Source organism: Mycobacteroides sp. LB1, assembly GCF_013449725.1.
GTDB lineage: Bacteria > Actinomycetota > Actinomycetes > Mycobacteriales > Mycobacteriaceae > Mycobacterium.
Window position 1 is genome coordinate 1,277,036 of sequence record NZ_JACCFF010000001.1, and the last position, 26,347, is coordinate 1,303,382.

A 26,347-nucleotide genomic window follows, 5' to 3' on the forward strand; every position below is an offset into this window, starting at 1 on the left:
GGTGAGCTCACCATAAGTCACGGGTCTCTCACTTCTTGAACAGCGTGTCTGGAAAATTGGGACAGGTTGCGCCCCTAAGCAATTGCCGAGAAACCTCGATCAGCGACAGCCACGAGACGTAAGTCACGAGGCCCGGCGGTACGCATCCACCCAAAGGGGCATACGATTCTTACTCGTGAGTAAGAACTCGGTGAGCAAGCGGCTCAGCACTGCTTTTGCCCGCGCGCTAATGCAGCCTTTCCCCAGCCCGTCGCTAGTCCGGGCCAAGTTTGATGCAAGCTACGGCGCATCCGTCAAGGACAAGCGTGTCCTCATCACCGGCGCATCCTCGGGCATCGGCGAGGAAGCGGCGTATCAGTTCGGAAAGCTTGGCGCCAAGGTCATCGTGGTGGCCCGTCGCGAAGACCTGCTCAACGAGGTCGCCGCGCGTATCACCGCCGCCGGTGGCACCGCCGACGCCATCACCTGCGACCTGTCCGATCTGGATGCCATCGACAAGCTGGTGGAGACCGTGAACGAGCGCCATGGCGGCGTCGACATCCTGGTCAACAATGCAGGGCGTTCCATCCGGCGCAAAACCCACGAATCTCTGGACCGCTGGCATGACGCCGAGCGCACCATGCAGCTCAACTACTTCTCACCGCTGCGGCTTATCCGCGGTTTCGCCCCCGGCATGGTCGAGCGCCGCGGCGGGCACATCATCAACGTCGCCACCTGGGGTGTGCTCAACGACGTCGTTCCCCAGTTCGCCGTCTATAACGCCTCCAAGGCCGCGCTTTCGACGGTCAGCCGGATCGTCGACGCCGAATACGGCAAGTACAACGTGCACACCACCACGCTGTACTTCCCCCTGGTCCGCACCCCGATGATCGCGCCGACCGCGGAGTACACGAACGCGGCAGCGCTGACCTCCGCGGAAGCCGCCGAGTGGATGGTGCTGGCGGCAAGAACCCGGCCGGTGCGCATCGCCCCACGGTTCTCTGTGCTGGCCGCTGCAACCAACGCCGTGGCACCCTCGCTGGTGACAAAGGTCGCGGCTTCCGCGCGCGAAGCCCTCTAATATTCTCCATCCCCGTGGTAAACACGGGGATGGAGATTCTGTCCAGCCGAATATTGTTGCGGCCTAAGGACTATGACACGACCTTGGCGTTCTACCGAGACACGCTGGGGCTTGCCGTCGCGCGCGACTACGGGGCTGGCATGGTGTTCTTCGCGGGGCAATCCCTCATCGAGATCGCCGGACACGGCCGCACAGACGGCCACCCGGCGGTATTTCCGGGTGCGCTCTGGCTCCAGGTACGCGACGTATACGCAACCCAGACCGACCTCGAGAGCCGCGGGGCATCGATCACCCGTGCCGCGCAACAGGAACCGTGGGGCCTACATGAAATGCATGTCGCCGCCCCCGATGGCGTCACGCTGATCTTCGTGCAGATACCGCCGGACCACCCTCTACGCAAAGACACCCGGCGGTAGCGCCCGCCGGGTGTCTTGTGAGATGCCGTGTTACTTCTTGAGGACCGTTACTTCTTGAGGAACGGGAAAAGGTCGACTCCCGTGTGGTGGATGATCGTGGTCCGGGTGATCCAGAGGATGGCAAGCACGACAACCGCACTCACCAGCGTGAAGAGCGCAAGCCCCAGGAACTTGACGGCCGGGTTGGGCGCCGTGACGGTGCCGTCGTCATTTGCCCCGCCCGAGCCCGTGGAGAAGGCGACCAAGCCTGCGGCGAAGACGGCGGGCAGGCCTGCACCGAGGATCAATCCCACGGCGAGCACCTTGAGGATGGATTCTGCGTAGTTCATCGAAGATTCCTTCTGTTCGCTGGGTTGATCAGACCGAAGCCGTGTCGGCGGTGGAGCCGGTCTTGTCCTTCGCGGGCGCCTGGGCCTCCACATCGCCACTGGCATCGACATCGAGCTCGCGGGCGTCGGCAGGCACGACCGAGTTGGTCGACTCGTCCCAATCGGCGTTGACGTTGCTTGAGTCAACCTTCTGCTGCTGCGCACGCCACCACATGTAGCCGGACAGTGCGACCAACACGGCGAAGATGACGATCGCGCCGACCAGCGGGGAGCTGACACCGGCCACAACGTGCGAGAGCCAGTAGGACAGCGCGCCAACGATTCCGGCGGCGGGCAGGGTGACCAGCCAAGCCAGCACCATGCGGCCGGCGACGGCCCAGCGCACCTCGGCGCCCGGCTTGCCCACACCGCTACCGAGGATGGAACCGGTCGCGACGTGGGTGGTCGACAGCGCCATACCCGCAGCGCTGGAGCTCAGGATGATGGCGGCCGAGGATGCCTCGGCAGCCAGGCCCTGGGGCGACTCGATCTCGACGAGGCCCTTGCCCAGGGTGCGGATGACGCGCCAACCGCCGAGGTAGGTGCCCAGGCCGATCGCGAGCGCGCAGCTGGCGATGATCCAGAACGGCAGCCCCTGCTCCTTGACGTTGCCGGTCAGATGGCCGGTCGTGATGAGCGCCAAGGCGATAACGCCCATGGTCTTCTGCGCATCGTTTGTGCCGTGCGACAGCGCGACGAGGGACGCGGTGGCGATCTGGCCCCAGCGGAAGCCCTCTTCCCGACGCTTCTTCACCACGTTGCGAGTAATGCGGTAGACCAGCCAGGTACCGGCCGCGGCCACCAGGCCCGCGATGAGCGGGGCCGCAACCGCGGGAATCAGCACCTTCTGAACGACACCGTTCCAGTTGACGCCCGCAGTGCCGATGGCCGCGAGTCCCGCGCCGATCAATCCGCCGAAGAGGGCGTGCGAGGAGCTGGACGGGATGCCGAACAGCCAAGTCAACAGGTTCCAGAGGATGCCGCCGATGAGGCCGGAGAAGATGATCGTCAGCCCAGTGGAGGCGTCGATCGACGGTAGTAGGTGGCCCGTCTTGCTGTCCTGCACCTTGAGCACCGAGGTGGTGACGGTGAGGGCAACCTCGACGGACAGGAATGCACCGACGAGGTTGAGGACGCCTGCCAGCAGTACCGCGGTCTTGGGCTTCAACGCGCCCGTCGCGATGGACGTCGCCATGGCGTTACCGGTGTCGTGGAACCCATTGGTGAAGTCGAAGGCCAGTGCTGTTGCGATCAACAGCACCAGGATGATCATGGTTGCGTCCATGGCGCTAATTCTGGGGTAAAGGCCTTGACTTTGACCAGCTGATGACAATCAAAGTCCGTGCCCTGACCGGCCAGTTTGGTATTTCCCGCAAGGAGTTCATATTCCGTTAACCTTTCGGGTGCTGACTGTTAGGACTGCGCGCCGGTTTCCACGCTGATTGCGGCTAGTTTTTGTCTGGCGACAACACAAGCCATCCGCACTACCATCGCTAGCAGTCGCCACGTACCAGGACGGCCGCCCGTCCCCTGTCAGGAGTTAGAGGCCGTGAACGCATTTCTGAACAAGATCGTCACCTGGCTTCGGGCGGGATACCCCGAAGGCGTCCCGCCGCCCGACTATGTTCCCCTGCTGGCCCTGCTGGGGCGGCGTCTGAGTAATGACGAGGTCAAGACCGTGGCCAACGCGTTGATGACGCGTAGCGACTTCGACCATATCGACATCGGCGTGCTCATCACCCAGCTCACCGACGAGCTGCCGAGCGAGGACGATATCGAGCGGGTACGCCAGCGACTGGCCAAAAAGGGTTGGCCCCTTGATGATCCGCGTGAGCCCGCCGACCACGACGAGAACGGCTCCGATCAGGCCTCCGATCATCCGGCGTGACACATCTGCTGCGCGCCCTGCCCGTCCCCAGCGGGCAGACGATGCTCGGCCTGCTCCCCCGCCTCGCTGAGCTGCTGGACGGCCGCGGCGACGCCGTGCTGCCGGTGCCTGCCGATGACACCGATCAGGCACATTTCCTCGCCTCCGAACTGTCCGCCGACGAACCCATCGCCGAGGACGTCGCAGTGGTGGTGTCGACCTCCGGCACAACGGGAAAACCCAAGGGCGCCATGCTCACTGGCGGCGCCCTCGCTGCCAGTGGATGGGCTACGCACGCACGCCTGGGCGGTACCGGCCAATGGCTGCTCGCGCTGCCACCCCATCACATCGCCGGAATGCAGGTGCTGCTGCGCAGCATCCAGGCCGGAACCGAACCCGTGGTACTCGACGTCTCGGCCGGTTTCTCCGTACCCGACTTCGTGCGGGCGGCCGCCGAGATGACCGGGAATCGGCGGTATATCTCCTTAGTGGCAACACAATTGGTCAAGACCCTGGACGACCCGGCAGCATCGGAGGCACTTGCCTCCTTCGATGCGGTCCTCCTGGGCGGTGGTCCTCTACCCGCCCCTGTCGCCGTTCGGGCGGCCCAAGCGCGAGTCCCGGTGGTACGGACCTACGGCATGAGCGAGACCTGTGGGGGATGCGTGTACGACGGCGTTGCCCTCAATGGCGTCGTGGTGCGCATCGGTCCGGAGGGGCGGATCAGCCTCGGCGGCACCACGGTGGCGGCCGGATATCGAAACATGCCCGACCACAAGTCTTTTGCGGACCCAGGGTGGTTCCACACCGATGACTTCGGCGAGTTCGACAACGGACGGCTACGAGTATTGGGACGGTTGGACGAGGCGATCGGCACCGGTGGGCTCACCGTGGTGCCCCAGGTGGTCGAGGCCGCTCTTGCCGCCCATCCGCTGGTCGCCGAGTGCGCGGTGTTCGGTGTGCCCGATGACCGACTCGGCCAGCGTGTCGCCGTCGCGGTGGTGCCGTCTCCGGAGGGCACTCCGACCCTCGATGATCTCCGGGCACATGTCACGGCCGCGCTCGATGGCACCGCTGCACCGCGTGAACTGCACGTCGTCGACGAACTACCCCGCCGCGGGATCGGGAAGCTGGACCGTCGCGCCCTCGTCAAACGCTTCTCTTGACCTCCAGTGCACTTGAGTTCATAGCGTTGCCCACCATGACACTCGAAAAGTTTGTCCTGGGTTCCGCGCCGCTGGTTCGGGACGGTGAACAGGAGATCGTGAGCACCGCGGCCGGAAACAAGACCGGATTGGTGATGGATGCCGACGCGACGGGTGGGGCGGTCAGCGTGCTCAGCATCTATCTGCCGAAGGGTGCCGACGGTGCGGCCCCGCACTTCCACACCCGGTCCACTGAGCTGTTCTACCTGGTGTCGGGGCGACTGGAAATTCTGGCGGGAGATCGTATCGAGGTTCTTGAACAAGGCGACACCCTGCTGGTTCCACGGCTCATGCCGCACGCCTTCGGCGCCACCGCCGATAGCGATGCGAGCATCTTCACGGTGTTGTCCCCCGGCGTGCAGCGCTTCGATTACTTTCGGCTACTTGACCGAATCGTCCACAACAAAGCCGATATCAGCGAGCTCGAGGCCGCACCCGAGATGTATGACAACCACTTCACCACGAGTCCGGTGTGGTCAGAGGGGCGCGGACTGTCGGCATTGGACGCCCGGTAGCGCAGCGGCTAGGCGGCCTCGACAACCGCCTTGATCCGGTTGAGGGTGGTCAGCATGTCACGCCGATTCCTCCGCCCGCGGGCCCAGCCCAGCAGCGCCCAGTAAACCCGTAGCGGCAATGTCGGTGTCAGTTCAAAGGATTCGCTCACATCGGTGGCATCGCCGACAGGCTCGAAGCGATAGCGCCAGGTGTTGACGGTTTTGCCATTGGGCAACAGCACCGCGAACCCGAAGGCGCGGCCACGGTCGCATTCGACGACCCGGCACACAGTCGAATAGATCGGCCCTATTTCGTTGCGCTTGACGTGGCCACGAAAGCGCACACCGACCGCGGGGCCTGTGGCGCCGTCGAGCCATTCGGCCTGGAAAGTCTCCGGGCTGAATTTCCCCGTGTTGGTGATATCGCTGACCAGTTCCCAGATCTTGTCGGCGGGGGCTGCGATGTGCACGGTGACCGAATCACGCATGGGTTGACGGTACCCGCGATGAATCCTGGCGACGGGGCGGGTCTGTATCACCATGACCTTTACCTCGCATTTCGATCAGCGGTTCAGCGAGCCCGGCGCCTCCGCGCCTCCATGGAGCGACGTGTCGGCGCTGCTGGCCACTGCCGAGCTGTATTGGATGACCACCGTCCGCGCGGATGGCAGCCCCCACATGACTCCACTCGTCGGCCTTTGGCAGGGGGACTCGTTCGCGTTCTGCACTGGCCCTACCGAGCAGAAGGCCCGCAATCTCGAATCGAACGGCAGCGTGGCCATTGCCACCGGTATCAGTACCTGGAATGACGGGCACGACATCGTCGTCGAGGGGACGGCCGAACGCGTCATCGACGCCGACACCCTGCAGAACCTCGCGGACGCCTACCTCGAAAAGTACGGCGAGGACTGGAAGTTCACCACGAGCGAGGGTGGGTTCGGCGAGGGCGACGAGTTCGCGATCGTGTTCACAGTGGTGCCGTCGAAGGTGCTGTCCTTCATGAAGAACCCGCACGGACAGACGCGTTACGTTCGCTAGGGCAGCTCGATCGGGAGTTTCACGCCGTCGTGTGCGCGGCAGTGTGCGCAGGAGTCGACGGATTCGGTGGCGGTGACGGCGGCGCGCACCAGCTCCTTGAATCCGCCGATGTTCCGCTCGAATTCCGCGAACACATCCACGGCTCGCACTCCCTGGCCGTGTTCGATACCGGCGTCCAGATCGGTGACCAAGGCTATTGCGGCGTAGCAGATTTCGAGTTCGCGGGCCAGCACAGCCTCGGGGTAGCCGGTCATGTTGACCAGAGTGAATCCCTGCGACGCGTACCACCGGCTTTCGGCGCGGGTCGAGAACCGCGGTCCCTGCACCACCACCATGGTCCCGCCGTCGACGGCACCGGGTTGCAGGGAGACAGCACGCAGCCCGGGGCAGTACGGGTCCGCGAACTCCACATGGATACCGCCGCTGTCGAAGTAGGTCTGCTCACGTCCGCTGGTGCGGTCCACCAGTTGATCGGGCACCACGATGGCGCCGGGACCCAGGTCCGGGGTCAGGCTGCCGACGGCGCACGGCGCGAAGACCCGGCGCACTCCCAGCGCACGCAAGGCCCACATGTTGGCGCGATAGGGCACGGTATGCGGCGAGAATTCGTGGCTGCGGCCATGCCGAGGCAGGAACGCCACCTCGCGCTCCCCAACCAGCCCGATCGTGATGGGTGCGCTGGGCGGACCGTACGGCGTCTCCGGGGTGACGCTCCGCACGGGTTTGTCGAAGAACGAGTAGAAGCCGCTACCACCAATCACCGCGAGCATCCCGATATTGTCGTTCAACGCTTCGGCTTGCGACCAGTTGGGGTGTGCGGCCGCACTGCACAAATAGTTAGTCGCCCAAATACCCGCAATAGTTCCCGACAAATTTCGGCTGCCAATTTCTCAATTTACCAAGCAATACATACGTAGTTGCCGCAACCGAATAGCAGAGCGAATACTCCCGCTCCTGGCGATCGCGTCGCAGGTGTATGAATTGCTGGTGGAAATTCAGACTTGCCCGCCGATAATGCCTCCGGCTCGCTGGCCTTGACGCGCCCCAGGTCGAGGCTACGGTGGGGAGATGAATTCGATTGGGCCTCAACTACATCGAAGACAGTTCCTGATAGCTACCGCAGCATCCGCCGGAGCCCTGGCACTCGCGTCATGTGCCGATCAGCCTGGGGAAGGAACGGCCCCCACGAAGGAGACAACCAGCGTGTATGAATTACCGAATCTGGACTGGGATTATTCAGCCCTGGAGCCGCATATTTCCGGCGAGATCAACCAACTCCACCACGACAAACACCATGCCGCATATGTCAAGGGCGCCAATGACGCCGTGGACCAGCTCGCCGAGGCTCGAGCGAAGGGCGACAACGCCACGATCCTGCTACTGGAAAAGAACCTCGCGTTCAATCTCGGCGGCCACGTGAACCACTCGATCTGGTGGAAAAATCTCTCCCCGAACGGCGGTGACAAACCGCAGGGCGACCTGGCTGCCGCGCTCGACCAGCAGTTCGGGAGCTTCGACAAGTTCCGCGGGCAGTTCTCCGCGGCTGCCAACGGTGTTCAGGGCTCGGGCTGGGCATGGCTCGGGTACGACACCCTCGGCAAGAAGCTGCTGACTTTCCAGATGTACGACCAACAGGCCAACGTGCCGTTCGGTACCGTCCCGCTCCTCGGCCTGGACGTCTTTGAGCATGCGTACTACCTGCAATACAAGAACGTGAAGGCCGACTACGTCAAGGCCTTCTGGAACGTGGTGAATTGGCCCGATGTACAGGCACGTTTTTCCGCGGCACTATCGAAGACACCTGGCTTGATCTTCCCGTAGCGAATGTTCGGACGCGGCCATGGCAGGATCGCCACATGGCCAGCGTCGCGCAATGGATCGAAGGTTCCCGCCCCCGCACCTGGCCCAACGCGCTGGCACCGGTGATCGCGGGCACGGGCGCCGCTGCGGCCGCCTGCTCGGCTGTGTGGTGGAAAGCCCTGCTGGCGTTGGCTGTATCGGTATGCATGATCATCGGCGTCAACTTCGCCAACGACTACTCCGACGGAATCCGCGGGACGGATGACGACCGGGTTGGTCCGCTGCGCCTCGTCGGTTCTCGGCTGGCGTCCCCGTCAGCGGTCAAGGCCGTCGCCATCGGGTTCCTGGCCCTGGGTGCGGCGGCAGGTTTGGCACTGGCCATCACGACCGCCTGGTGGCTGGTGGCGGTTGGTGTGGTGTGCGTCGCCGGCGCCTGGTTCTACACCGGTGGGTCGAAACCCTACGGATACAGCGGTTTTGGCGAGATCGCCGTCTTCGTGTTCTTTGGCTTGGTGGCCGTTTTGGGCACCGAGTACGTGCAGATCCGGGCGGTCAGCCCCATCGGCGTGGCGCTGGCGGTGGCGATCGGCAGCTTCTCCAGCGCGGTACTGGTCGTCAATAACCTGCGGGACATTCCCACCGATCGCGAATCAGGGAAGATCACGTTGGCCGTCAGGTTGGGCGATGCGCGCACCCGGATCCTGTTCCCGGCACTGCTTAGCGTCCCGATCCTGGTCAGCATCGGCCTGGGCGTCCGTCACCCGTGGTACCTACTGGGCCTCGTGATGCTGCCCCTGATGGTCAAGGCGGCTCGTCCGGTGGTCACTAAAGCCCAAGGGCCAGCGCTGATCCCGACGCTGCGTGACACCGGACTCGCCATGCTCGGCTGGGCGGTTCTCACCGCCTCCGCGCTGGCCTGGTTGAGCTAAGCGCCCGAGGGCCGCTACGAAAAGTTCTTACAGACAACGCCGGTGTTTTGGCATGTAACACCGGTGTGGTCGGGTGCGCTCACCCATCCGCCCCCTTGTGTGTAGCCCGGAGGTAGATCTGAGCGATTCGGGTTACCGGTGGCATCGCAAAATATCCAGCTGTTCTGGCACGCATGTCCCTGGCCCTGGGGAAGCGTTCCCCAGCCGCTGTTGCCATCCCTGCCGGGCTGCTGATTGGTGAATGACTGACGCGAACCATCTCCCACGCCCGGTCCGGGTATTGGCGGCTCGATCGGGCCCGCCAGCGATTCCCCTACCGCCGGCTCGCGCAGAACACTGACGCCCTGCACCCCGAGTCCATAGAGCGGTAGAGCTAACAGCGCCGTACAACAAAGAATGTTTCTTGCCTTGGTAAGTGCATACATGTCGACTCCGTGAGGTCCGCGTATTCAGGTGCGGCCCCCGGTAACCCACTGCCAACGAAAGCGCTAGGCGCCGCTTGTATGTCACTCACAGTACACCTTTTGTTCATTTTAATTCAATCTGAAGTTAATGGATGCGGAAACCCCTACCCCGGAAGGGGTATGCGTGCCGCGATGGGGGTCCAACCGCCCGCTACCTGGACCGGAAGCTCGGCAAGGCGATGGCCGCACGAAGGGACCGCCGCCATCGGCAGATTCTGACGAGGGCTGCAGCCAATGACCTGTTGACCATGGAACACCCCAGTGGTAAGAGGTGATTCGAGCGCCTCGTGGCCAGTCGAAGCGTGCCTCAGGCCTCGCGATTTCAACGTCATAAATTCGCTCACGACAAGACCGATGCCCGTCTCCGCTAATGCGATATGTCCTCGGCCCTGCCCCAGCTCCGCCAGTCGTCGAAGCCGCTAAGCGGCCTGATCGAGCAGACCGACCACAGCCTGCCGCAGTTCATCGGCAGGCACGCGCTCGGTGATGACGGCCAATGCCACCGGGTCGCAGCCGCGCAGGATGCCCAGCACCATGTGCTCACACCCGATCCAATTGTCTTTGTGTGCAATGGCTTCCCGCAGCGCCAGCTCCAGGCATTTCTTGGCCGACGAGTTGAACGGGATCATGCCGAACGGACGCCAGCCACGGATACGCCCCTTACGACGCCCCGACTGTTCGAAGGCCTTGTCGAACGCCTGCGGGCCAAAGACTTTCGAGACGCTGTCGCGCACCTGGGAAAGGTCGATGCCAATCGCCTTGAGCGCCTGCGCGTCCTCGTCATCCAACGGCGGTTCCTGCGCACCTGCGCGCAGCCGGTCGCGGACGGTGTCGGCCGTCAGGCCGTATCCACCCAATAACGCGGTCAGCGACTCACCGGCACTCTCCAACACACCGACCAGGACATGCTCGGCGCCGATGCGGGATTCGTCCATCTCGCGGGCTTCTTCCTGCGACAGCACCACAGCGACCTTCGCCGACTTCTGGAACTTCTCGAACATGGCTGCTCACTTCCTCGCGCGGTTGTATTTCTGATGCACTGCCTGGCGGCTCACTTCGAGCGCCTCGGCGATGGCCTGCCAGCTCCAGCCCTGGCCGCGGGCGTTGGCGACGTGGATCGCCTCCAGTCGTTCGCACAGGCGCCGCAGGGCCTGCACTGCCCGCAGGCCCACGGCCGGATCGGTACTGCTGATGGCGTCGTCCAGATCAGCAGTCGGGAGATCGCTCATGTCTGTCAACATAGATTGACATCCCAGATGCGTCAAGGAAAGTTGACACGTCAAGGTGCGCGTCGACACGCCCGTTTACGGCGGAAATAAGCGACACGAATCCGCCACAAGGCGGAGTGTCGGCGAGAACTAGTCTTTCGGCTTCTCGCCGCGCAACCGCGCCTGCAGGTCGGCACGCTCGGCACGGCGCCGCTCGTCGACGACGGCAATGCTTGCGGTCACCCGACGGCGCAGCGGTGCGAACACCGCCATACCCAACGGCAGCGCGATGATCAACGCGAACAAGATCGCGACCGCCAACGGGAAGTCCGCGTAGCCAATGAGCCGGGCCACCCCGAAAATGACGAGCGTCAAGACGACCGCGAGACCCAACCGCGCCAGGGTGTACAACGCGATATCCATAGCGAGCCGGCTCCCCGGCGACCGTTCAGCCACGTCACCACCCTATCGTTGCCAAAACGCAGACGTTGGCCGCGCGTATATTCGGAGTTAGTTGTTCAGGAGGCTCTTGTGTATTACGTGCTCATCGCGGCTGTGCTCGCGGCGCTGATCTATGCGGGTTGGCGGATCAGCCAATCCGTCCCGACCCGTCCGCAGACCCGCGTCACCGGCCCCGACGACGACCCCGAATTCCTCTGGCGCATCAGCAGGGACGATCCGTCCGAACACTGAAGTTGTGCGGCGAGCGGCCGCACCACTAGCGACTAGCCCCGGAACGTCTGCTGCTGCTGGCGTTGCGTGCCGGTGAATCCCTGCGCCACAACGGCGGCCAACTCGATGAGCGAGCGACGCGTCGCGGGCCGCAGCCGGTCCAGGCTGATCTCGGCGCCCTCTTCCAAGTGCGGATCGAATGGCACCAACCGCACTGCACGGCACCGACGCGAGAAGTGGTCGACGACCTTCTGCATATCGACCTTGCCCGAACGCGGGCGCACCGCGTTGATGACGGCAACAGATCGGCGCACCAGCTCCCGGTGCCCATGCGCATCGAGCCAGTCAAGGGTCGCCGAAGCGCTGCGCGCACCGTCCACCGACCCGGAGCTGATGACGACCAGCGTGTCGGCCTGCTCCAGCACCGACGACATCGCCGAGTGCATGAGTCCGGTACCGCAGTCGGTGAGCACCACGCTGTAGAACTTTTCCAAGATCTCCAGGGTGCGCGAGTAGTCCTCGGCGCTGAAGGCTTCCGATACCGCCGGATCGCTCTCCGACGCAAGCACCTCCAGACGGCTCGGCCCCTGCGAGGTGTAGCTGCGGACATCGCTGTAGCGCTGGATCGAGTTCGCGTCACGCAGCAGGTGACGCACCGTCGCCGGCGTCTCCAGCGGCACCTTCTGGCTCAGCGTTCCGCGGTCCGGGTTCGCGTCGACGGCGATCACCCGATCACCGCGGATCGACGCGAAGGTCGAGCCGAGGGTGGCAGTGACGGTTGTCTTGCCGACGCCGCCCTTGAGGCTCAGCAGGGCGATCTTGTAGCAGCCCTGCAGTGGCTGGTTCACCTGGGCGACGAGGTCGTTTTCCTCGGTCTTCTTGGTGCCCTCGCCGAGGTTGACCGTCCCGAACGACGCGCGGTATACGGTCTTTCGCCAACCGGCGGACGGCGCCGGCTTATGCGGGCGCAGCAGTGCCGAGGTGGACAGGTCACGCGAGGAGGGCGGCAGCTCGGGTCGAACCTGGGCGCCGATCCCGGTCTGCTGGCCGCCGACCGGGGTGTAGTACCGAGAGCCACTGACAGGAGGCTGCTGGGCCTGCTGCGGGATACCCGTTGCGGGGGTGTCGCTACCCCAGCGATCGGCCGTGAAGGGAGTCGGCGCGGCCTGCTGCTCACCGATATCGCTGAATCGGTTGTCGGCTCTAAAGCCACCCGGGCCACCGGACGATCCGGCCGCACCGATCGCGGTGGGATCGGTGATCTCTTGCGCTCCCGACGGGGTGAAGTCCAGCGGTGCGAACGAGCCGCCGAGCGTGTTCAGCGAAGGCACCGAGGGATCGTGCCCGCCCAAGCCGGCGATGTCCTGCTGTGGCGCGAACGGGTCCTGGAACGGGATCGCCTGGAACTGCTGCGTCATCTCATGAGGCTGCTGCGGCACGCCCTGGCCGTACATCACGGGCTGCGCCGGTTCCTGCGCTGCCCATGGCGGAGCCGTGGGCCCGCTGTGCGCCTCGTCGGCGTACGGCGACGGCCCATCCGGCGCGCGGTGCGCGGGATAGTCAGACATCGATCCCCCAATGCATTGGTCGGATGTGCAGCTCGAGTTCGGAGAGCACTAGGTTCGCACCCTATCGCAGGTGTGATGGGCCCATCCGGCGGAACAGTCCCCCAGACTTCACGCCTAGTTCACGCCGGCGTACGAGTGCAGACCGACCGTCACCAGATTGACGAAGAAGAGGTTGAACACCATCGCGATGAATCCGGCGACGTTGATCCATGCCGCCTTCCTGTCTCGCCAGCCGGCCGTCGATCGTGCGTGCAGGTAGGCGGCGTAGATAACCCAGGCGATGAAGGAGACCGTCTCTTTGGGGTCCCAGGCCCAGAATCGGCCCCACGCCTCCTCGGCCCAGATCGCACCGAAGATCACGCCGAACCCGAAGATGGGGAATCCGAAGATGGTGGTCCGATACGCCAACCGGTCGAGCGTCTGGGCGTCGGGCAGCCGCCGGACCATCGTTCTGATGAGCGACTCGCGCGAAGAAGCTTCGGCATCGTCCGGGAAGTACATCTTGACCAAGAACAAGATGCTCGCCACGCCGGCGACCAGGAAAACACCCGACCCGAGGCTGACCACCGACACGTGAATGGGCAGCCAGTACGACTGCAACGCCGGCATCACCGGTGCGGCATAGGTATAGAGGTACCGGCCCGACACCGTGAGCAGGATCAGCACCGGAATCAGCACAAACACCCACAGCGCACGATTGGATCTCTTACGCAGCACCACCCCCGCCGTGATCAAGCCGCAGGCGCAGGTCAGGTTGATGAACTCATACATGTTGCCCCAGGGCACCCGGGTGGTAGCGAGCCCGCGCAACACGATGCACACCAGCAGCAGTCCGATGCCCAGGTAGACAAGCGCCAACCCGGCGCCGCCGACCTGCTCACCGAGCGGGCGTTTGCCCTTCGGCACCACCAGACCCGGCCGATTTTCGTCGGCGGACACCACTTCGCCGCCCGAGCTGACGAGCTCCCGCTGGGCGGTCTTGCTGCTCTGCCGGTACGCCAGCTCGATGGCCAACAGCACCAGCGCACCGACCATCACCACGATCGCGGAGGTGAAGGCGTAGTCGGAAAACCTGGCCAGATTCACGTCGATATCGGTCGAATTCATTCGGCATCCTCATCTGTGTGGCCGTTCCCGGCTGCGACGACGGGCAGACCGTCAAGACAGCGGTCGCACAACCGCTCGAACTCATCGCCCCAGCCGGAGCTGTCGGTACGCGCCAGCCCTCCGAGCTCGATGTTTACCGTACCCGCGACCGCGCCGGGAGTAAGCCGAGCCCAGACACGACGGCGCTTGATGATCAGCGACACCACGAGGCCCGCCATCATGGTCAGGGCGAAGATCAGCACCCACAGTTGAGCGGGGTCACGTGACACCTGCAGGTTCACGAAGTTGACGGCGCCTTCGAACCTGATGATGGTGCCGTCGTTCAGCTTGACCGACTGCCCCGGCAGCAAGTTGGCGCGCGCCACCTGGTTTAGCCGCTTCTGTTCGATCATCCGGGGGTCGAGCTCGAAGATCGACTGGGCACGGCCCGAGTCCAGCCCGGTGTCACCGCGGTAGATGTTGATGGCCACCGCAGGCTTACGCATCTCCGGGAAGCTGGACGAAAGCAAGGTGCCGTGCAGCTGCTCCGTGGGTGCGAACAGTCCCTGAATGGCGATCTGGTTCTTGCGACGCACGTTGGGATCCGGATACGTCCCGGCCGGCGGATCAATCCGCACCGCACCAGAGGACAGCAGCGTCCTCGGGTCGTCAGGGCGCCACTGGATGGTCTCACTGCGCTTACGGCCGTCCGGGAAAGTCACCGTGAAGGTGGGTGCGTATCCGTAGCCGAGCAGGTAGACGCGGTTGCCATCGACGCGCAGCGGGTGGTTCATCTCCAGCCGATAGGGCCGCCAGTTGTTGGCCTGCAGGTCGCTGGCGGCTTGGTACTCGATATTGGATTCAAATGAATGTGCTTGTCCCGACGCCAAATATGTCGCTTTGAAATCTTTGACCTTGACGCAGACGGGGTCCAGGCTGGTGCCGTCGACGGTGTTGCCCGCCCGGAACGAGTCAAAGGCGGCGGGCGATGACGAACAGAATCCCGGACCGTTGTTGGCGATGACGATGACATTGCCCTCGTATCCGAACAGCTTGCCGACGGCGAACGCGACGAGCAGGCCCACCAATGAGAGGTGGAAAACCAGGTTCCCGAACTCGCGCAGGTAGCCCTTTTCGGCCGATATTTCGGTTATCTCGCCGTTCTGACCGGTGGTCTTGCGCCAACCCTTGAGGTGGCCGTCGATGATTGCGGCAACAGCGGACTGGTCGGCCCGCACGGTGCTCTTCGTATTCTTGGGCAGGCGCCCCAGATTTCGTGGCACCGGAACCGGCTGCGCGCGAAGCGCCTTGGCGTGTTCCACGGTCCGCGGGATGATGCATCCGACCAGCGAGATGAACAGCAGCACGTAGATCGCCGTGAACCAGAAGCTGGAGAACACGTCGAAGGCCTGTACTCGGTCGAGCCAGGGGCCCAGGGTGGAGTGCTCCACCAGGTACTCGTCGACCTTGGCTTCGTTGAGTGCACGCTGCGGCAGCATCGCACCGGGTATCGCACCGAGAGCAAGCAATACGAGCAGCGCCAGCGCGGTGCCCATGGAGGTCAGACCGCGCCAGGTGTTCCGCACGAAGGCCAGAATCCTTCTCATCAGATGGGCAACCTCGCGTCGGTGACGAATGAGTCACGCACCCAGGCAACGAAGTCCGCCCACACTCCGGTCACCAAGGCTATTCCGACCACCAGCAGTGCAATACCGCCGATGACCTGGATGGTGCGGGCGTGCCGCCGCAGCCACTCCAAACCGCGCACCGCGCGCGCCGATCCAAAGGCCAGCAGCAGGAACGGGATGCCCAGCCCAAGGCAGTACGCGATCACCAACGCGATCCCGCGGGCCACATCGGCGCCCTCGGTGGCCGATGCCACCGCGATGACCCCGGTCAAGGTGGGGCCCAGACAGGGCGTCCACCCGAGCGCGAACACCGCACCCAGCAGCGGCGCACCGGCCACTGTGGACAGGCGGCGGGGCGTGAACCGGATATCGCGCTGCAGCGCCGGGACCAGACCGATGAACACCAGTCCCATCGCAATCGTGATGACGCCGCCGATACGTTGCAGCAGAACCTGATTGGTGATGAGCGTGGTCGTCATGCCCATCACGGCCACCGTGCCCAGTAGGAACACCGCGGTGAATCCGGCTACAAACAACAGTGCGGATCCGGTGATTCGCAGCCGTGCGCCGCGTCCGCCGTCCTCATCATCAGCACCCACCGCGGCCGCGAGATAGGACAGGTACCCGGGCACCAGCGGGATCACACACGGCGAGGCGAACGACACCAGCCCGGCCAGAGCACAGGCACCCAGCGCCAGCAGCAGCGGTCCACTGGTCGCCACCTCCTGGAAAGAGGAGCCGGCGTCGGCGAGAATCACTTCATGTCTCCTGCAGGCTCTTTCGCAACACGTTCGACGACAGGCAGCAGATCCTCGGTGAGTAGCTCACGCAGGAACACTGCGGCCACGCGGTGCTGACGGTCCAGCACCAGGGTGGCCGGGATGGCCCCGGTGGGGAACTTCTTGCCGAACGCGATAAGCGTGCGCATCGGTGGGTCATAGATTGACGGATACGGAACCTTGCGGTCGGCCACGAAGTCCTGTGCCTTGGTGATCTCGTTGTCCCGGACGTTGATGCCCAAGAATTCGACGGGGAGCTCCGCACCCTGCGCATGGGTGGCCTTGTAGACGTCTTCCAGGGCCGAGAACTCCGAACGACACGGACCGCACCACTGCCCCCACACATTGAGGACGACGGCCTTTCCGCTGAAATCGTTGAGCGACAGCGTCTTTGTGGGATCCAGGAGGCTTGGCCCTTCGATGGGGCCGGGCGTCTTCCGCGTCTCGGGCGGGTCGTAGAAGATATCGGTCTTACCGCCCGGTGAGACGAATTGGAACTGCCCGCCGCGCGCGACCGCGTCATCACCGGTGGAACACGCGGTGATGAGCAGTACCAGCGCGGCCATCGCCGCGACCACACGTCGCACCGACTACCCCGCCGGTTCCGAGTACACGACGTCGACGAAATCCGGCCCCTCGAACACCAGCGAGGTGAGCGACGCGACATTGCACTGGCGCTTGCGCGGGTCATGCCACAGTCGCTTGTCGAGCAGATACTGGCGCGCGGTCCACACCGGCAGCTGATGGCTCACGCACACCGCTTCGGCACCCTCGGCGCGGGTGCGGGCGCGGTCGATCGCCGCCGTCATCCGGTGGGCGATATCGCTGTACGACTCTCCCCAAGACGGGGTGAACGGGTCCCGCAGCTTCCACCAGTTACGGGGGTCACGCAATGCGCCGTCACCCACCGACACCCGCATACCCTCGAAGGAGTTCCCGGCCTCGATGAGGTCCTCGTCGGTGACGATGGTGAGCCCGTGAGCTTCGGCGATGGGCGTGGCGGTCTGCTGGGCACGTAACAGCGGTGAGGCGACTACGGCGGTAATCTTGTTATCCACCAACGATTTCGCCACCGTCGCGGCCTGCGCCTGGCCCTTTTCCGACAGCCGGAAATTTGGCAGCCGGCCGTACAGAATTCCTTCGGGGTTGTGTACCTCGCCATGGCGCATCAAATGAACGATGGTGCGGGTCATCGGGTTTCTTACCTCTCCTCAACAGAGGCCGCGGCTCGGGCAGCGGCAGGCAAAGCGTCGGCGATACGGTCGAACGCCTCGTCATCGAGGGCGGTTGAAACGAACCAGGTCTCGAACGCACTCGCCGGCAGATACACGCCACGGCTCAGCAGTGCATGGAAAAACGCGGGGTATCGCCACGTTTCCGTCGCCTTCGCGGTCTGAAAATCGTGCACCGGCTCGGCACCGAAGAAGACGCTGAACATGTTGCCGGCCCGGCTGATCTGATGTGGAACACCCTCGGCGTCCAGCGATGCGGTGAGCAGCGCGATGATCGCGTCAGCGTTACGGTCAAGCGTCTCATACGCTTTGGCGTCTGCAGCACGTAACGAGGCCAGCCCTGCGGCGACCGCGATTGGATTGCCGGACAGCGTGCCGGCCTGGTACACCGGCCCCAGCGGCGCGAGGCGCTCCATGATGTCGGCGCGGCCACCGAAAGCCGCAGCCGGCAGACCACCGCTCATCACCTTGCCAAAGGTGTACAGATCGCCAGGCACCTGTTCGACCCCGAACCAGCCGGATCGGCTGACCCGGAAGCCCGTCATGACCTCGTCCATGATGAGCAGTGCGCCATGGTCTTCGGCGATGCGGCGCAGCCCGGCGTTGAAATTCGGGGCCGGGGCCACGGTGCCCATATTGCCTGCGGCGGCCTCGGTGATGACCGCGGCGATCTGGTCACCCTGCTCGGCGAATGCGCGAGCCACTGCGCCGATATCGTTGTAGGGCAACACGATTGTGTCAGCAGCCGCAGCGCCGGTGACACCGGGCGTTGAGGGTAGCGCCAGGGTGGCGACCCCCGATCCGGCGTCGACAAGCAGCGCGTCCACGTGGCCGTGATAGCAGCCGGCGAACTTGATGATCTTGGGCCGTCCGGTGAATCCGCGTGCCAGGCGCACCGCGCTCATGGTGGCCTCGGTGCCGGAGTTGACCAGACGCACCCGCTCCACCGGTGCCACGCGGTCGATGATCTCCCGCGCCAGCTCGATCTCCCCCGCGGTGGGGGCGCCATAGGACGTACCGCTTAGCGCGGCCTCCCGGATGGCATCCACGACCGCCGGGTGAGCATGCCCCAAGATCATCGGGCCCCACGAGCAGACCAGGTCGACGTATCGGTTGTCGTCGACATCGGTGAGCCAGCACCCGGAGCCCGATCTAATGAACGGCGGCGTACCGCCTACCGCGGCGAAGGCACGCACCGGCGAATTCACACCACCGGGGATGACGGCGGAGGCCTCGGCGAACAGTCGCGCAGAGTTAGGCAGCGATGAGGACGCGTCAGGCACGGCATCCAGTGTCTCAGCAGCCGCCAAATCGTCCACTACAGGGTGTAGTGGATCAGGTAGGTGTCAGCGCGAAGGTGGGGTGATCGGCGTCCTCGGGCAGCTTGGCGAAGTAACCATCGACCACCTTTCCGGCTTTCGGCTTGTAGGCGGCGATGATGGGCGCGCGGTCGGCCGCCGGGACCTCGGCGGCCGTGTATACCGTGCTGGCGCCCTTGACCGTCAGCGTCACCTGCGGGTTGGCCCGGATGTTCTTGACCCATTGGCTCTCGCCGCGGGTGGATACCAGGTACTTGACGCCAGCGACGTCGACAGTGGCCACAGGGATCTGCTGCGACTCTCCGCTGACCCGCTTGGTGATCGTGAGGGTCTCACCAATATTGGCGGCCATGGCCACCCGGTTGAAGATGTTCTTCACGAACCATGGGGGCTTGAGGTATGCCATGAATCACAGTTTGATGGGGGCATGCAAATACCGCAATCGGTCGCACGTATCAACAAGTACGTCACCAACCCCATCCAGCGGTTGTGGGCGGGCTGGGCACCGAGCTTCGCGATCATCGAGCACAAGGGCCGCAAGTCCGGCAAGGAGTTCCGAACACCCGTCACGGCGTTCCTAACGCCTGACGGCGTTGCCATCCTGCTGACTTATGGCCCGGACCGCGACTGGCTCAAGAACCTGCAAGCCGCCGGAGGCGGGAAGGTTGTGCGCCGAGGCAAGACACACACCGTGGTCAACCCCCGGGTCGTCAACCGGGATGAGGCCGCGACGCTGGTGAAGAGCCGCACGTTCGGGAAACTCCCGTTCGAGCAGGCCGTACTGCTGACCTACGCCTAACTTCCATCCCGCGAGCAGACACGTATTGCACACAGATCGCAGGTCGAGCGTGCAATACATGTCTGCTCGCGAGGGGAAACGCGAAAGCGCCTACCAGATCTTCACGAACTTGCCCGGCGCGTTCACCATGGGATCGCCTGACAGACAGCCGAAATCGGCGGCGAACGGTGCGACATTCAGCACCACACCGTTGACGCGTAACGCGGCCGGAGAGTGCGGATCGCTGGCCAGCTGCGTGATGGCGTCCTCGGGTCGTTGCTTGTCACGCCAGATCCTGGCGTAGTTCAGGAAGAACCGCTGCTTGGCGTTGAATCCGACAATGCCGCTGAGCGTGTCCCCGCTGCCCTTCTTGGCCAGTTCGGCGACCAGCGCGTCATAGGCGGTGTTGATACCGCCGAGATCGGCGATGTTCTCCCCCAAGGTGAGCTTGCCGTCGACGTGCAGCTCGGGATGGCCCGGAATCGGCGCGTAGGCGTTGAACTGCTCCACCAGCCGGTTGGCACGCTTCTCGAACTCCTCTCGATCGTTCGGCGTCCACCAATTGACCCGGTTGCCCTCACCGTCGAACTGGCTGCCCTCGTCGTCGAACGCATGGGTGAACTCGTGACCGATCACCGCACCGATACCGCCGTAGTTGAACGCGGGATCACCCTTGGCGTCATAGAACGGTGCCTGCAGGATCGCGGCGGGAATGGTGATGCTGTTCTCGGTGGGGTCGTACTGAGCGTTGACCGTCTGCGGCGTCATCCCCCACAGCGACCTGTCGGTGGGGTGCCCGATCTTGCCCATGTCGAAGTCGTGGTTGAACTTCAGCGCCGTGGCCCGGTCGGCGTAGAAGTTATCGCCTGCCAGCTTCAGCTTCGAGTAGTCCCGATTTTTATCGGGGAACCCCACCTTGAGGATCAGCTTGTCCCACTTGCCCTTTGCGGCAAGTTTGGTCTGCGGGCTCATCCAGTCGACGGCCTCGATGCGTTTGCGCAACGCCTCCTTGACGTTGCCCACCACTTCGGTGGCGGCGTGCTTCGCGCGATCGCTGAACATCCGGTCGACGTACAACTGTCCCAGCGCGGGACCCACCAGCTTGTTGACGATCTCAACGCCCTGCTCCCACCGCTGCCGCTGTGCCGTGGTTCCGGTAAGCGCCGACTTGTACTTGAAGGCGTTGTCCCGGAATGCCTTCGACAACGCGTCAGCCGACCGATGTACCGCATGGAACGTCAGGTACGACTTCCAGGTGTCCACGTCAGTGGTGGCGAGCAGCCGATCGAACGTCGTGAAGAACTCGGTCTCGGCCAGCGAGAACGGCCTGGCGGGCGGAGCTCCGAGCGCCTTCAGGTAGGCGCCCCATTCGAAATGCGGTGTCACCGCGTCGGCCTGCTCGACGGTCACCAGCTTGTACTGATTGGCCGGATCGCGTCGCTGCACCGGGCTTAACGTCGCGGCGGCCAATCCCGATTCAAGCGAGGCCACCTGCTCTGCACGAACCTTGGCGGCCCCCTGGTCCGCTCCGATCAATCCGAAGGTCGACGTGATGTACGAACGGTAGGCATCGAACACGGTCGCGTACTTCGGATCGGTGTAGTAGTCCTTGGCGGGCATGCCCAGCGCGTCGGCGGTGGCATAGCCGATCTGCTCGGTGGCGTTCGCGTAATCCGCACCGGCCGTGAAATCGAACACCAAATGCTGTCCGGTGGCTCCATCGGCGGCCAGAAACGCCGCGAGCTCCTCGGGTGACGTGATCTGCTCGATCGCGGCGAGCGTTGGCCGGATGGGGTCATATCCCGCGGAGTCCAGCTTCGCGTCATCGGTGGCAGCCCGATAGAGGACACCGACCTGATAGTTGACGGACTCATGGTCGGCGGTCCCGAGCCCCGAGACCGCACCATCGAGGATCTCGTGCTGAACCTTGCGGGACTCATCGGCCAGCATGTCGAAGCTGCCATAGCTGGACTTGTCCGCGGGGATGGTGGCCTGCTCGACCCACTTGGCGTTCACAAACCCGTTGAGGTCGGCACACGCGGCAAAACGCATGCTCAGCTGAGCGTTGTCGAACGTCGGAACGGGAGCGTTCGACGCCACCGGGGCGGTCGGCTGGTCTCGGGTACACCCTGAGATGGACATGGCCAGCACTAATGCCGCCACACCGGCGGATCGACTTACACGCATGCCCACCATTTTGCCCATCTACGCCGCCGCGTCGAGCATCACGTCGATGAGCCGCGTGCGCGAAGAGGATCCAGCACCTGTGGCGGGTTTCACTGAGAGTAGGAATTGGTTCGACTGGCTAACGGTCGTACGCTGGCACGAGTGCCGGTGCAGGAGATGTTTTTCGTCGCGCTTGCCGCTTTCGGTGCCGGCGCAATCAACGTGGTCGCCGGGTCGGGCACCCTCATCACCTTCCCCACGCTCATCGCGTTCGGCTATCCACCGGTGGTCGCGACGATGTCCAATGCCGTCGGGCTGACGGTCGGCAGCATGACGGGCGTCTGGGGATACCGCCGCGAACTGTCCGGACAATGGTCGCGACTCAAATGGCAGATACCCGCGGTGCTGCTCGGCGCACTCATCGGTTCGTTCCTGCTGCTGCACCTACCCGAGAAGACGTTCGTCACCATCGTGCCGATACTGCTGATCCTGGCGCTTGTTCTGGTGGTGGTTGGGCCGCGCATTCAGGCGTGGGCGCGAAAGCGTTCTGAAGCGCAGGGCCTGGACGCCGACCATGTCCCTCCGGGCCGTATGGCCGCGCTCACCGGAGGCAACTTTCTTGTCGGGATCTACGGCGGGTACTTCACCGCTGCCCAAGGAATCATGCAGATCGCGGTGATGGGCGCTCTACTGCCTGAATCCATGCAGCGGATGAACGCCGCCAAGAATGTGCTCGCAATGGTCACGAATATTGTTGCGGCTCTTGCCTATACGATCGTTGCCTTCGACCGGGTGAGCTGGACCGTGGCGGGAATCATCGCGGTTGGTTCGTTTGCCGGCGGTCTGGCGGGTGCACGCTGGGGGCGCAGGCTCTCGCCCGGCGCGCTGCGCGTGGTGATCGTGGCGGTGGGCCTGATCGGCCTGTGGCGCTTGCTTTTCTGAGCGTCGACACGCCGTCCTGTGGCGACAAAGTGCGATACGGAACCGCCACCACACGGCGTGTCGGCGCTAGAGGGGACGGAAGGTTCGCAGCCGCAGGCTGTTCAGCACCACGAAGACCGATGACACTGCCATCGCTGCCCCCGCGATCATCGGGTTGAGCAAACCCAATGCGGCCAGCGGAATCGCGGCGGTGTTATAGGCGAAAGCCCAGAACAGGTTGGCCTTGATGGTGCCAAGTGTCTTGCGCGACAAACGCAGTGCCGTCGGCACGGTGGTGAGGTCACCACGCACCAGGGTCAGGTCGCTGGCCTCGATCGCGGCATCGGTACCCGTGCCCATGGCCATCCCGATATCGGCGGTCGCGAGTGCGGCGGAGTCGTTGACACCGTCGCCCACCATGGCCACCTTCTTGCCCTCGGCCTGCAAACGTTTGACGACATCAGCCTTCTCGGTGGGCTTGACCCCGGCGATCACATTGCCGGGGTCAATGCCGACTTCCTCCGCGACGCGCGCGGCCACCTCGGCGTTATCGCCCGTCAGCAGCACCGGGGTGATGCCCATGGCCTTGAGCTCGTCGATGGCCTGCCGGCTCGACGGCTTCACCGTATCGGCCACCTCGATCTCACCGCGGCGCAATCCGCCCCAGCTGACCGCCGCGGTGGTGTTCTGACCGGGTATGGCCTCAATCGAAACCTCTTGACCGTCCACAAGACCCACAACGCCGATGCCGGGTTCGTTGCGGAAGTTCGTGACGGGCGACAGGATGAGTTGAGCAGCTCCTGCCGCCGCAACGATCGCGTGGGCAACCGGATGTTCGGAGGCCGATTCCACCGAGGCAGCGATGCGCAGGATCTCATCGGCATCGGAGACACCTGACCCGATGCTGCGCCGCACTGCCACGACGCTCATCGCGCCGGTGGTCACGGTGCCCGTCTTGTCGAGCACGACGGTGTCGATGTTCTTGACGTTCTCCAGAACCTCGGGGCCCTTGATCAGCACACCCAGCTGCGCACCGCGTCCGGTACCCACCAGAATGGCCGTGGGCGTGGCTAATCCGAGTGCACATGGGCACGCGATGATCAGCACGGCGACGGCCGCGGTGAACGCCGCGGAGAGCGGGAAGCCGAGCGCCACCCAGGCCACGAACGTCAGCGCCGCGATGCCGAGCACGACAGGTACGAAGATCGACGACACCCGGTCGGCGAGCCGCTGCACCTGCGCCTTGCCGGTCTGCGCATCCGAAACCAGCTGCGCCATCCTCGCCAGCTGGGTATCCGCACCAACCTTGTTCGCGCGGACCACGATCCGTCCGTGGGTGTTGACATAGCCGCCCACCACCGGATCGCCCGCACCCACCTCGACAGGCACGGACTCGCCCGTCATGGTGGAGGTGTCCAACGCCGAGTGGCCGTCGATCACCGCGCCATCGGTGGCTACGCGCTCCCCCGGCCGCACGACGAATTCGTCGCCCACGGCCAGCTGTTCGACGGGGATGCGTGTCTCATGCCCGCCTCGTAACACTGCGACTTCCTTTGCGCCCAGAGACAGCAGCGCGCGCAGCGCCGAGCCCGCCGAACGTTTGGCGCGTGACTCCGCGAACCGGCCCGCGAGCAGAAAGACGGTCACCGCCGCCACCACCTCGAAGTAGACGTGGACGTCGCCGTGGGTGTGCCCGGCACCGGCGAACAGCACCCAGAGCGACCACACGAATGCGGCGATGGTGCCCAACGAAACCAGGGTGTCCATCGTCGACGCGCCATGGCGTGCGTTGACGAACGCGGCGCGGTGGAACGGATAGCCGCCCCACAGCAGGATCGGGGTGGTCAGTGCCGCGACCACGATCTCCCAGCCGGGGAAATGCCATTGCATCACCATCGAGATGGCCACCACCGGGATGGCCAAGATGAGCGAGCCGATGAGCCGCGACTTGAGCTGACGGTCCGGCACATCGTGGCTCATGTGGTCCTGCGAATCGTGACCGGCATGCTCGTGACCGGAACCAGCACCGCGCTGCGAGCCGCCGATCACCTGAGCCTGGTAGCCCACCGACTCGACGGCCTTGACCAGATCCACATCGGAGATCGAACCGTCGTGCTCAACGCGAGCGCTCTCCAACGCGAGATTGACCCGCGCCGTCACACCCTCGATCTTGTTGAGGCCTCTTTCCACACGGGACGCGCACGAGGCGCATGTCATGCCATGCAACCGCAGATCAGTGGTCTCCATGCCGGTGTCAACAAACTCCATGCCTAAATGATACCCCTAGGGGGTACTAATCGATAGGGTGACCTACGCTACTGCCCCCGACGCGCCGCCACGATCTGCAACGGCATCGGCAGCTGAACTCTGGCACGGAGTTCGACAGCGATCGAGGGGTCCGCGTGTGCAGCTAGGGTACGCAACGCCTTGGGGCCGTAGGCGCGCAACTGACTGATCGCACCGTCGTGAGCAACCGGACGCACCCAACCGACGGCCGCCGCAAAGAGGAACGCCGGGGCCAGTAGCGGGGCCGGCAAGCGCAGCAAGTCGACGATCAAGAGGGTGCGCCCCACCCGGGTGCCCTCGGCGAACACCTTCGCGGCCAGTGACGGCGGGAGATGGTGAAACGACAGCGCGAATACCACCAGATCAAAAGCCCCATCGGGTGCCTCAATAGCTGTCGCATCCATGGCGCGGACCGTGACCCGCGAGTCCGAACCCAGGCCGGAAGCCACGATACCCGCGACGGAGGTGGGCTCGATATCCGTCACCGTGATCGAGGCATCGGGACGCAGCTTCAGCAGTTCACGCGATAAGCCACCATGCGCCGCACCGAGCTCGAGCACCCGGGGATTGTCGATGCCGACAAGGAACCCGGCCGCCTGTTCGGCATTCCACCTGTGCAGACCCTTCTTCTGGCCCATGAGGTCGAGAGACTCGACGACGGCCCGTTTCTTCGCCGGGACATCGTCACGGTCCAGGTACTCGAGCCGGTCCGTCTGCAGCTTGCGGTCCAACACGCAGGCGCCGAATCCAGCGCGTGGCATCACATCGATATCAGTGGTTTTCGTCATAAACAGCAGCCTATGCCAATGTCAGTTATCCTGACATAAGGATTAGCTGTGAATCATGCGACGGTCACGGACACCCCGCGATATCGCCAGAACCAGGAATACTCCGGCGACAGCGGCAAGTGCGAGCGCCCGGGCCACGCATGCGCCATCCAGCGCGGTGAAGTAGAGCGTCGGCTCACCCTTCGCGACGGGTGCGATCTCGGTCGGGATGCGGGCGGCCACTGCCGCCCAGCCGGCGAGTGCAATCGCCGCCACCGCGATGGCGAGATCCACCG

30 protein-coding genes are annotated in these 26,347 nt (G+C 64.3%); 11 read left to right on the forward strand and 19 right to left on the reverse strand.

Translation table 11 applies throughout. The features are described from left to right. The first annotated feature begins 175 nt into the window (after positions 1-175). Together MLB1_RS06350 and MLB1_RS06355 are read left to right on the forward strand one after the other, a co-directional pair. The gene (locus MLB1_RS06350) at positions 176-1,060 is read left to right on the forward strand and encodes an SDR family oxidoreductase (protein WP_180748798.1); all 885 of its coding nucleotides are present in this window, start codon (positions 176-178) and stop codon (positions 1,058-1,060) included. Between the two features lie 29 nt (positions 1,061-1,089). After that, positions 1,090-1,476, forward strand: coding sequence for a VOC family protein (locus MLB1_RS06355; RefSeq protein WP_180749724.1), 387 nt, complete (start codon positions 1,090-1,092; stop codon positions 1,474-1,476). Positions 1,477-1,523: 47 nt separating this feature from the next. Here MLB1_RS06355 and MLB1_RS06360 read toward each other — a convergent pair whose 3' ends face one another. Further along, positions 1,524-1,805 (reverse strand): hypothetical protein, encoded by a 282-nt coding sequence (locus tag MLB1_RS06360; protein WP_180748799.1) that lies wholly within the window; start codon positions 1,803-1,805, stop codon positions 1,524-1,526. A gap of 28 nt (positions 1,806-1,833) precedes the next feature. Then, positions 1,834-3,129 (reverse strand): inorganic phosphate transporter, encoded by a 1,296-nt coding sequence (locus MLB1_RS06365; protein WP_180748800.1) that lies wholly within the window; start codon positions 3,127-3,129, stop codon positions 1,834-1,836. 264 nt (positions 3,130-3,393) lie between these two features. Here MLB1_RS06365 and MLB1_RS06370 point away from each other — a divergent pair, with 264 nt between their 5' ends. Genes MLB1_RS06370 through MLB1_RS06380 form a run of 3 tightly spaced genes read left to right on the forward strand, consistent with a single transcriptional unit; the run spans position 3,394 to position 5,431 of the window. Continuing rightward, positions 3,394-3,732 (forward strand): DUF3349 domain-containing protein, encoded by a 339-nt coding sequence (locus tag MLB1_RS06370; RefSeq protein ID WP_180748801.1) that lies wholly within the window; start codon positions 3,394-3,396, stop codon positions 3,730-3,732. Further along, a complete protein-coding gene (menE, locus tag MLB1_RS06375) occupies positions 3,729-4,877 on the forward strand; it encodes an o-succinylbenzoate--CoA ligase (protein ID WP_180748802.1) in 1,149 nt (382 codons plus the stop codon). Before MLB1_RS06370 ends, menE begins: the two co-directional genes overlap by 4 nt. A gap of 35 nt (positions 4,878-4,912) precedes the next feature. Further along, positions 4,913-5,431 carry a cupin domain-containing protein gene (locus MLB1_RS06380; protein WP_180748803.1) on the forward strand — a complete coding sequence of 173 codons (519 nt, stop codon included), beginning with the start codon at positions 4,913-4,915 and terminating at the stop codon, positions 5,429-5,431. A gap of 8 nt (positions 5,432-5,439) precedes the next feature. Here the strand turns inward: MLB1_RS06380 and MLB1_RS06385 are convergent, their stop codons facing one another. Next, positions 5,440-5,898 (reverse strand): SRPBCC family protein, encoded by a 459-nt coding sequence (locus MLB1_RS06385; protein WP_180748804.1) that lies wholly within the window; start codon positions 5,896-5,898, stop codon positions 5,440-5,442. A 52-nt stretch (positions 5,899-5,950) separates the two neighbouring features. Between MLB1_RS06385 and MLB1_RS06390 the strand changes: the two genes are divergently transcribed. Continuing rightward, entirely contained in the window at positions 5,951-6,448 is a 498-nt protein-coding gene (locus MLB1_RS06390; protein ID WP_180748805.1) for a pyridoxamine 5'-phosphate oxidase family protein, read from the forward strand. Here the strand turns inward: MLB1_RS06390 and MLB1_RS06395 are convergent. After that, positions 6,445-7,218, reverse strand: a complete 774-nt coding sequence (locus MLB1_RS06395; protein ID WP_180749725.1) for an S-methyl-5'-thioadenosine phosphorylase — start codon at positions 7,216-7,218, stop codon at positions 6,445-6,447. The two genes, MLB1_RS06390 and MLB1_RS06395, sit on opposite strands and share 4 nt — an antisense overlap. 433 nt (positions 7,219-7,651) lie before the next feature. Between MLB1_RS06395 and MLB1_RS06400 the strand changes: the two genes are divergently transcribed. Further along, positions 7,652-8,269 (forward strand): superoxide dismutase, encoded by a 618-nt coding sequence (locus MLB1_RS06400; protein WP_358144963.1) that lies wholly within the window; start codon positions 7,652-7,654, stop codon positions 8,267-8,269. Between the two features lie 35 nt (positions 8,270-8,304). Next, positions 8,305-9,177, forward strand: a complete 873-nt coding sequence (locus tag MLB1_RS06405; protein WP_180748807.1) for a 1,4-dihydroxy-2-naphthoate polyprenyltransferase — start codon at positions 8,305-8,307, stop codon at positions 9,175-9,177. Between the two features lie 883 nt (positions 9,178-10,060). Here MLB1_RS06405 and MLB1_RS06410 read toward each other — a convergent pair. The 3 genes from MLB1_RS06410 to MLB1_RS06420 form a co-directional block, all read right to left on the reverse strand. Beyond that, positions 10,061-10,642, reverse strand: a complete 582-nt coding sequence (locus MLB1_RS06410; RefSeq protein WP_180748808.1) for a Clp protease N-terminal domain-containing protein — start codon at positions 10,640-10,642, stop codon at positions 10,061-10,063. A 6-nt stretch (positions 10,643-10,648) separates the two neighbouring features. Continuing rightward, on the reverse strand, positions 10,649-10,870 hold the full coding sequence (locus tag MLB1_RS06415) for a sigma-70 family RNA polymerase sigma factor (RefSeq protein WP_180748809.1): 222 nt from the start codon (positions 10,868-10,870) through the stop codon (positions 10,649-10,651). Positions 10,871-10,999: 129 nt separating this feature from the next. Continuing rightward, positions 11,000-11,305, reverse strand: coding sequence for a DUF4229 domain-containing protein (locus MLB1_RS06420; protein WP_180748810.1), 306 nt, complete (start codon positions 11,303-11,305; stop codon positions 11,000-11,002). A 75-nt stretch (positions 11,306-11,380) separates the two neighbouring features. Between MLB1_RS06420 and MLB1_RS24030 the strand changes: the two genes are divergently transcribed. Continuing rightward, entirely contained in the window at positions 11,381-11,542 is a 162-nt protein-coding gene (locus MLB1_RS24030) for a hypothetical protein (RefSeq protein WP_180748811.1), read from the forward strand. Positions 11,543-11,574: 32 nt separating this feature from the next. Here the strand turns inward: MLB1_RS24030 and MLB1_RS06430 are convergent, their stop codons facing one another. The 8 genes from MLB1_RS06430 to MLB1_RS06465 all read right to left on the reverse strand — a co-directional run bounded on the left by MLB1_RS06430 (position 11,575) and on the right by MLB1_RS06465 (position 19,539). After that, complete coding sequence (locus MLB1_RS06430; RefSeq protein WP_180749726.1) at positions 11,575-12,975, reverse strand: MinD/ParA family protein; 1,401 nt, start codon at positions 12,973-12,975, stop codon at positions 11,575-11,577. A 228-nt stretch (positions 12,976-13,203) separates the two neighbouring features. Continuing rightward, positions 13,204-14,196 (reverse strand): c-type cytochrome biogenesis protein CcsB, encoded by a 993-nt coding sequence (gene ccsB, locus MLB1_RS06435; protein WP_180748812.1) that lies wholly within the window; start codon positions 14,194-14,196, stop codon positions 13,204-13,206. Further along, the gene (locus MLB1_RS06440; protein WP_180748813.1) at positions 14,193-15,782 is read right to left on the reverse strand and encodes a cytochrome c biogenesis protein ResB; all 1,590 of its coding nucleotides are present in this window, start codon (positions 15,780-15,782) and stop codon (positions 14,193-14,195) included. The genes ccsB and MLB1_RS06440 overlap by 4 nt, the downstream gene beginning before the upstream one ends. Then, the gene (locus tag MLB1_RS06445) at positions 15,782-16,561 is read right to left on the reverse strand and encodes a cytochrome c biogenesis CcdA family protein (protein WP_180748814.1); all 780 of its coding nucleotides are present in this window, start codon (positions 16,559-16,561) and stop codon (positions 15,782-15,784) included. Before MLB1_RS06445 ends, MLB1_RS06440 begins: the two co-directional genes overlap by 1 nt. Next, positions 16,558-17,169, reverse strand: coding sequence for a TlpA disulfide reductase family protein (locus MLB1_RS06450; RefSeq protein WP_180748815.1), 612 nt, complete (start codon positions 17,167-17,169; stop codon positions 16,558-16,560). Before MLB1_RS06450 ends, MLB1_RS06445 begins: the two co-directional genes overlap by 4 nt. 3 nt (positions 17,170-17,172) lie before the next feature. Then, positions 17,173-17,775: a histidine phosphatase family protein gene (locus MLB1_RS06455; RefSeq protein WP_180748816.1), complete on the reverse strand. Its 603-nt coding sequence runs from the start codon at positions 17,773-17,775 to the stop codon at positions 17,173-17,175. Between the two features lie 8 nt (positions 17,776-17,783). After that, positions 17,784-19,106, reverse strand: coding sequence for a glutamate-1-semialdehyde 2,1-aminomutase (hemL, locus tag MLB1_RS06460; RefSeq protein ID WP_219602830.1), 1,323 nt, complete (start codon positions 19,104-19,106; stop codon positions 17,784-17,786). Between the two features lie 43 nt (positions 19,107-19,149). After that, positions 19,150-19,539, reverse strand: a complete 390-nt coding sequence (locus MLB1_RS06465; protein ID WP_180748818.1) for a nitroreductase/quinone reductase family protein — start codon at positions 19,537-19,539, stop codon at positions 19,150-19,152. Between the two features lie 21 nt (positions 19,540-19,560). On the opposite strand from MLB1_RS06465, the gene MLB1_RS06470 reads away from it, so the two are divergent. Then, positions 19,561-19,932, forward strand: a complete 372-nt coding sequence (locus MLB1_RS06470; RefSeq protein WP_180748819.1) for a nitroreductase family deazaflavin-dependent oxidoreductase — start codon at positions 19,561-19,563, stop codon at positions 19,930-19,932. A 90-nt stretch (positions 19,933-20,022) separates the two neighbouring features. Here the strand turns inward: MLB1_RS06470 and MLB1_RS06475 are convergent, their stop codons facing one another. After that, positions 20,023-22,107, reverse strand: coding sequence for a M13 family metallopeptidase (locus MLB1_RS06475; protein ID WP_180749727.1), 2,085 nt, complete (start codon positions 22,105-22,107; stop codon positions 20,023-20,025). 132 nt (positions 22,108-22,239) lie between these two features. On the opposite strand from MLB1_RS06475, the gene MLB1_RS06480 reads away from it, so the two are divergent. After that, positions 22,240-23,019 (forward strand): sulfite exporter TauE/SafE family protein, encoded by a 780-nt coding sequence (locus MLB1_RS06480; RefSeq protein ID WP_180748820.1) that lies wholly within the window; start codon positions 22,240-22,242, stop codon positions 23,017-23,019. A 66-nt stretch (positions 23,020-23,085) separates the two neighbouring features. Here the strand turns inward: MLB1_RS06480 and MLB1_RS06485 are convergent, their stop codons facing one another. The 3 genes from MLB1_RS06485 to MLB1_RS06495 are packed head-to-tail and all read right to left on the reverse strand — an operon-like array spanning position 23,086 to position 26,345. After that, positions 23,086-25,266: a heavy metal translocating P-type ATPase gene (locus tag MLB1_RS06485; RefSeq protein ID WP_180748821.1), complete on the reverse strand. Its 2,181-nt coding sequence runs from the start codon at positions 25,264-25,266 to the stop codon at positions 23,086-23,088. Positions 25,267-25,313: 47 nt separating this feature from the next. Next, positions 25,314-26,072, reverse strand: a complete 759-nt coding sequence (locus MLB1_RS06490) for a class I SAM-dependent methyltransferase (RefSeq protein ID WP_180748822.1) — start codon at positions 26,070-26,072, stop codon at positions 25,314-25,316. A 42-nt stretch (positions 26,073-26,114) separates the two neighbouring features. Next, positions 26,115-26,345 carry a hypothetical protein gene (locus tag MLB1_RS06495; protein ID WP_180749728.1) on the reverse strand — a complete coding sequence of 77 codons (231 nt, stop codon included), beginning with the start codon at positions 26,343-26,345 and terminating at the stop codon, positions 26,115-26,117. Positions 26,346-26,347: the final 2 nt, after the last annotated feature.

What these genes read in the sequence shown, in the direction of transcription:
- MLB1_RS06355 (WP_180749724.1), top strand. Translation starts at nt 1,090, where the DNA reads ATGGAGATTCTGTCCAGCCGAATATTGTTGCGGCCTAAGGACTATGAC.
- MLB1_RS06360 (WP_180748799.1), bottom strand. Translation starts at nt 1,805, where the DNA reads ATGAACTACGCAGAATCCATCCTCAAGGTGCTCGCCGTGGGATTGATC.
- MLB1_RS06365 (WP_180748800.1), bottom strand. Translation starts at nt 3,129, where the DNA reads ATGGACGCAACCATGATCATCCTGGTGCTGTTGATCGCAACAGCACTG.
- MLB1_RS06380 (WP_180748803.1), top strand. Translation starts at nt 4,913, where the DNA reads ATGACACTCGAAAAGTTTGTCCTGGGTTCCGCGCCGCTGGTTCGGGAC.
- MLB1_RS06385 (WP_180748804.1), bottom strand. Translation starts at nt 5,898, where the DNA reads ATGCGTGATTCGGTCACCGTGCACATCGCAGCCCCCGCCGACAAGATC.
- MLB1_RS06390 (WP_180748805.1), top strand. Translation starts at nt 5,951, where the DNA reads ATGACCTTTACCTCGCATTTCGATCAGCGGTTCAGCGAGCCCGGCGCC.
- MLB1_RS06395 (WP_180749725.1), bottom strand. Translation starts at nt 7,218, where the DNA reads ATGCTCGCGGTGATTGGTGGTAGCGGCTTCTACTCGTTCTTCGACAAA.
- MLB1_RS06405 (WP_180748807.1), top strand. Translation starts at nt 8,305, where the DNA reads ATGGCCAGCGTCGCGCAATGGATCGAAGGTTCCCGCCCCCGCACCTGG.
- MLB1_RS06410 (WP_180748808.1), bottom strand. Translation starts at nt 10,642, where the DNA reads ATGTTCGAGAAGTTCCAGAAGTCGGCGAAGGTCGCTGTGGTGCTGTCG.
- MLB1_RS06415 (WP_180748809.1), bottom strand. Translation starts at nt 10,870, where the DNA reads ATGAGCGATCTCCCGACTGCTGATCTGGACGACGCCATCAGCAGTACC.
- MLB1_RS06430 (WP_180749726.1), bottom strand. Translation starts at nt 12,975, where the DNA reads ATGTACGGCCAGGGCGTGCCGCAGCAGCCTCATGAGATGACGCAGCAG.
- ccsB (WP_180748812.1), bottom strand. Translation starts at nt 14,196, where the DNA reads ATGAATTCGACCGATATCGACGTGAATCTGGCCAGGTTTTCCGACTAC.
- MLB1_RS06440 (WP_180748813.1), bottom strand. Translation starts at nt 15,782, where the DNA reads ATGAGAAGGATTCTGGCCTTCGTGCGGAACACCTGGCGCGGTCTGACC.
- MLB1_RS06455 (WP_180748816.1), bottom strand. Translation starts at nt 17,775, where the DNA reads ATGACCCGCACCATCGTTCATTTGATGCGCCATGGCGAGGTACACAAC.
- MLB1_RS06465 (WP_180748818.1), bottom strand. Translation starts at nt 19,539, where the DNA reads ATGGCATACCTCAAGCCCCCATGGTTCGTGAAGAACATCTTCAACCGG.
- MLB1_RS06470 (WP_180748819.1), top strand. Translation starts at nt 19,561, where the DNA reads ATGCAAATACCGCAATCGGTCGCACGTATCAACAAGTACGTCACCAAC.
- MLB1_RS06475 (WP_180749727.1), bottom strand. Translation starts at nt 22,107, where the DNA reads ATGGTGGGCATGCGTGTAAGTCGATCCGCCGGTGTGGCGGCATTAGTG.
- MLB1_RS06485 (WP_180748821.1), bottom strand. Translation starts at nt 25,266, where the DNA reads ATGGAGTTTGTTGACACCGGCATGGAGACCACTGATCTGCGGTTGCAT.
- MLB1_RS06490 (WP_180748822.1), bottom strand. Translation starts at nt 26,072, where the DNA reads ATGACGAAAACCACTGATATCGATGTGATGCCACGCGCTGGATTCGGC.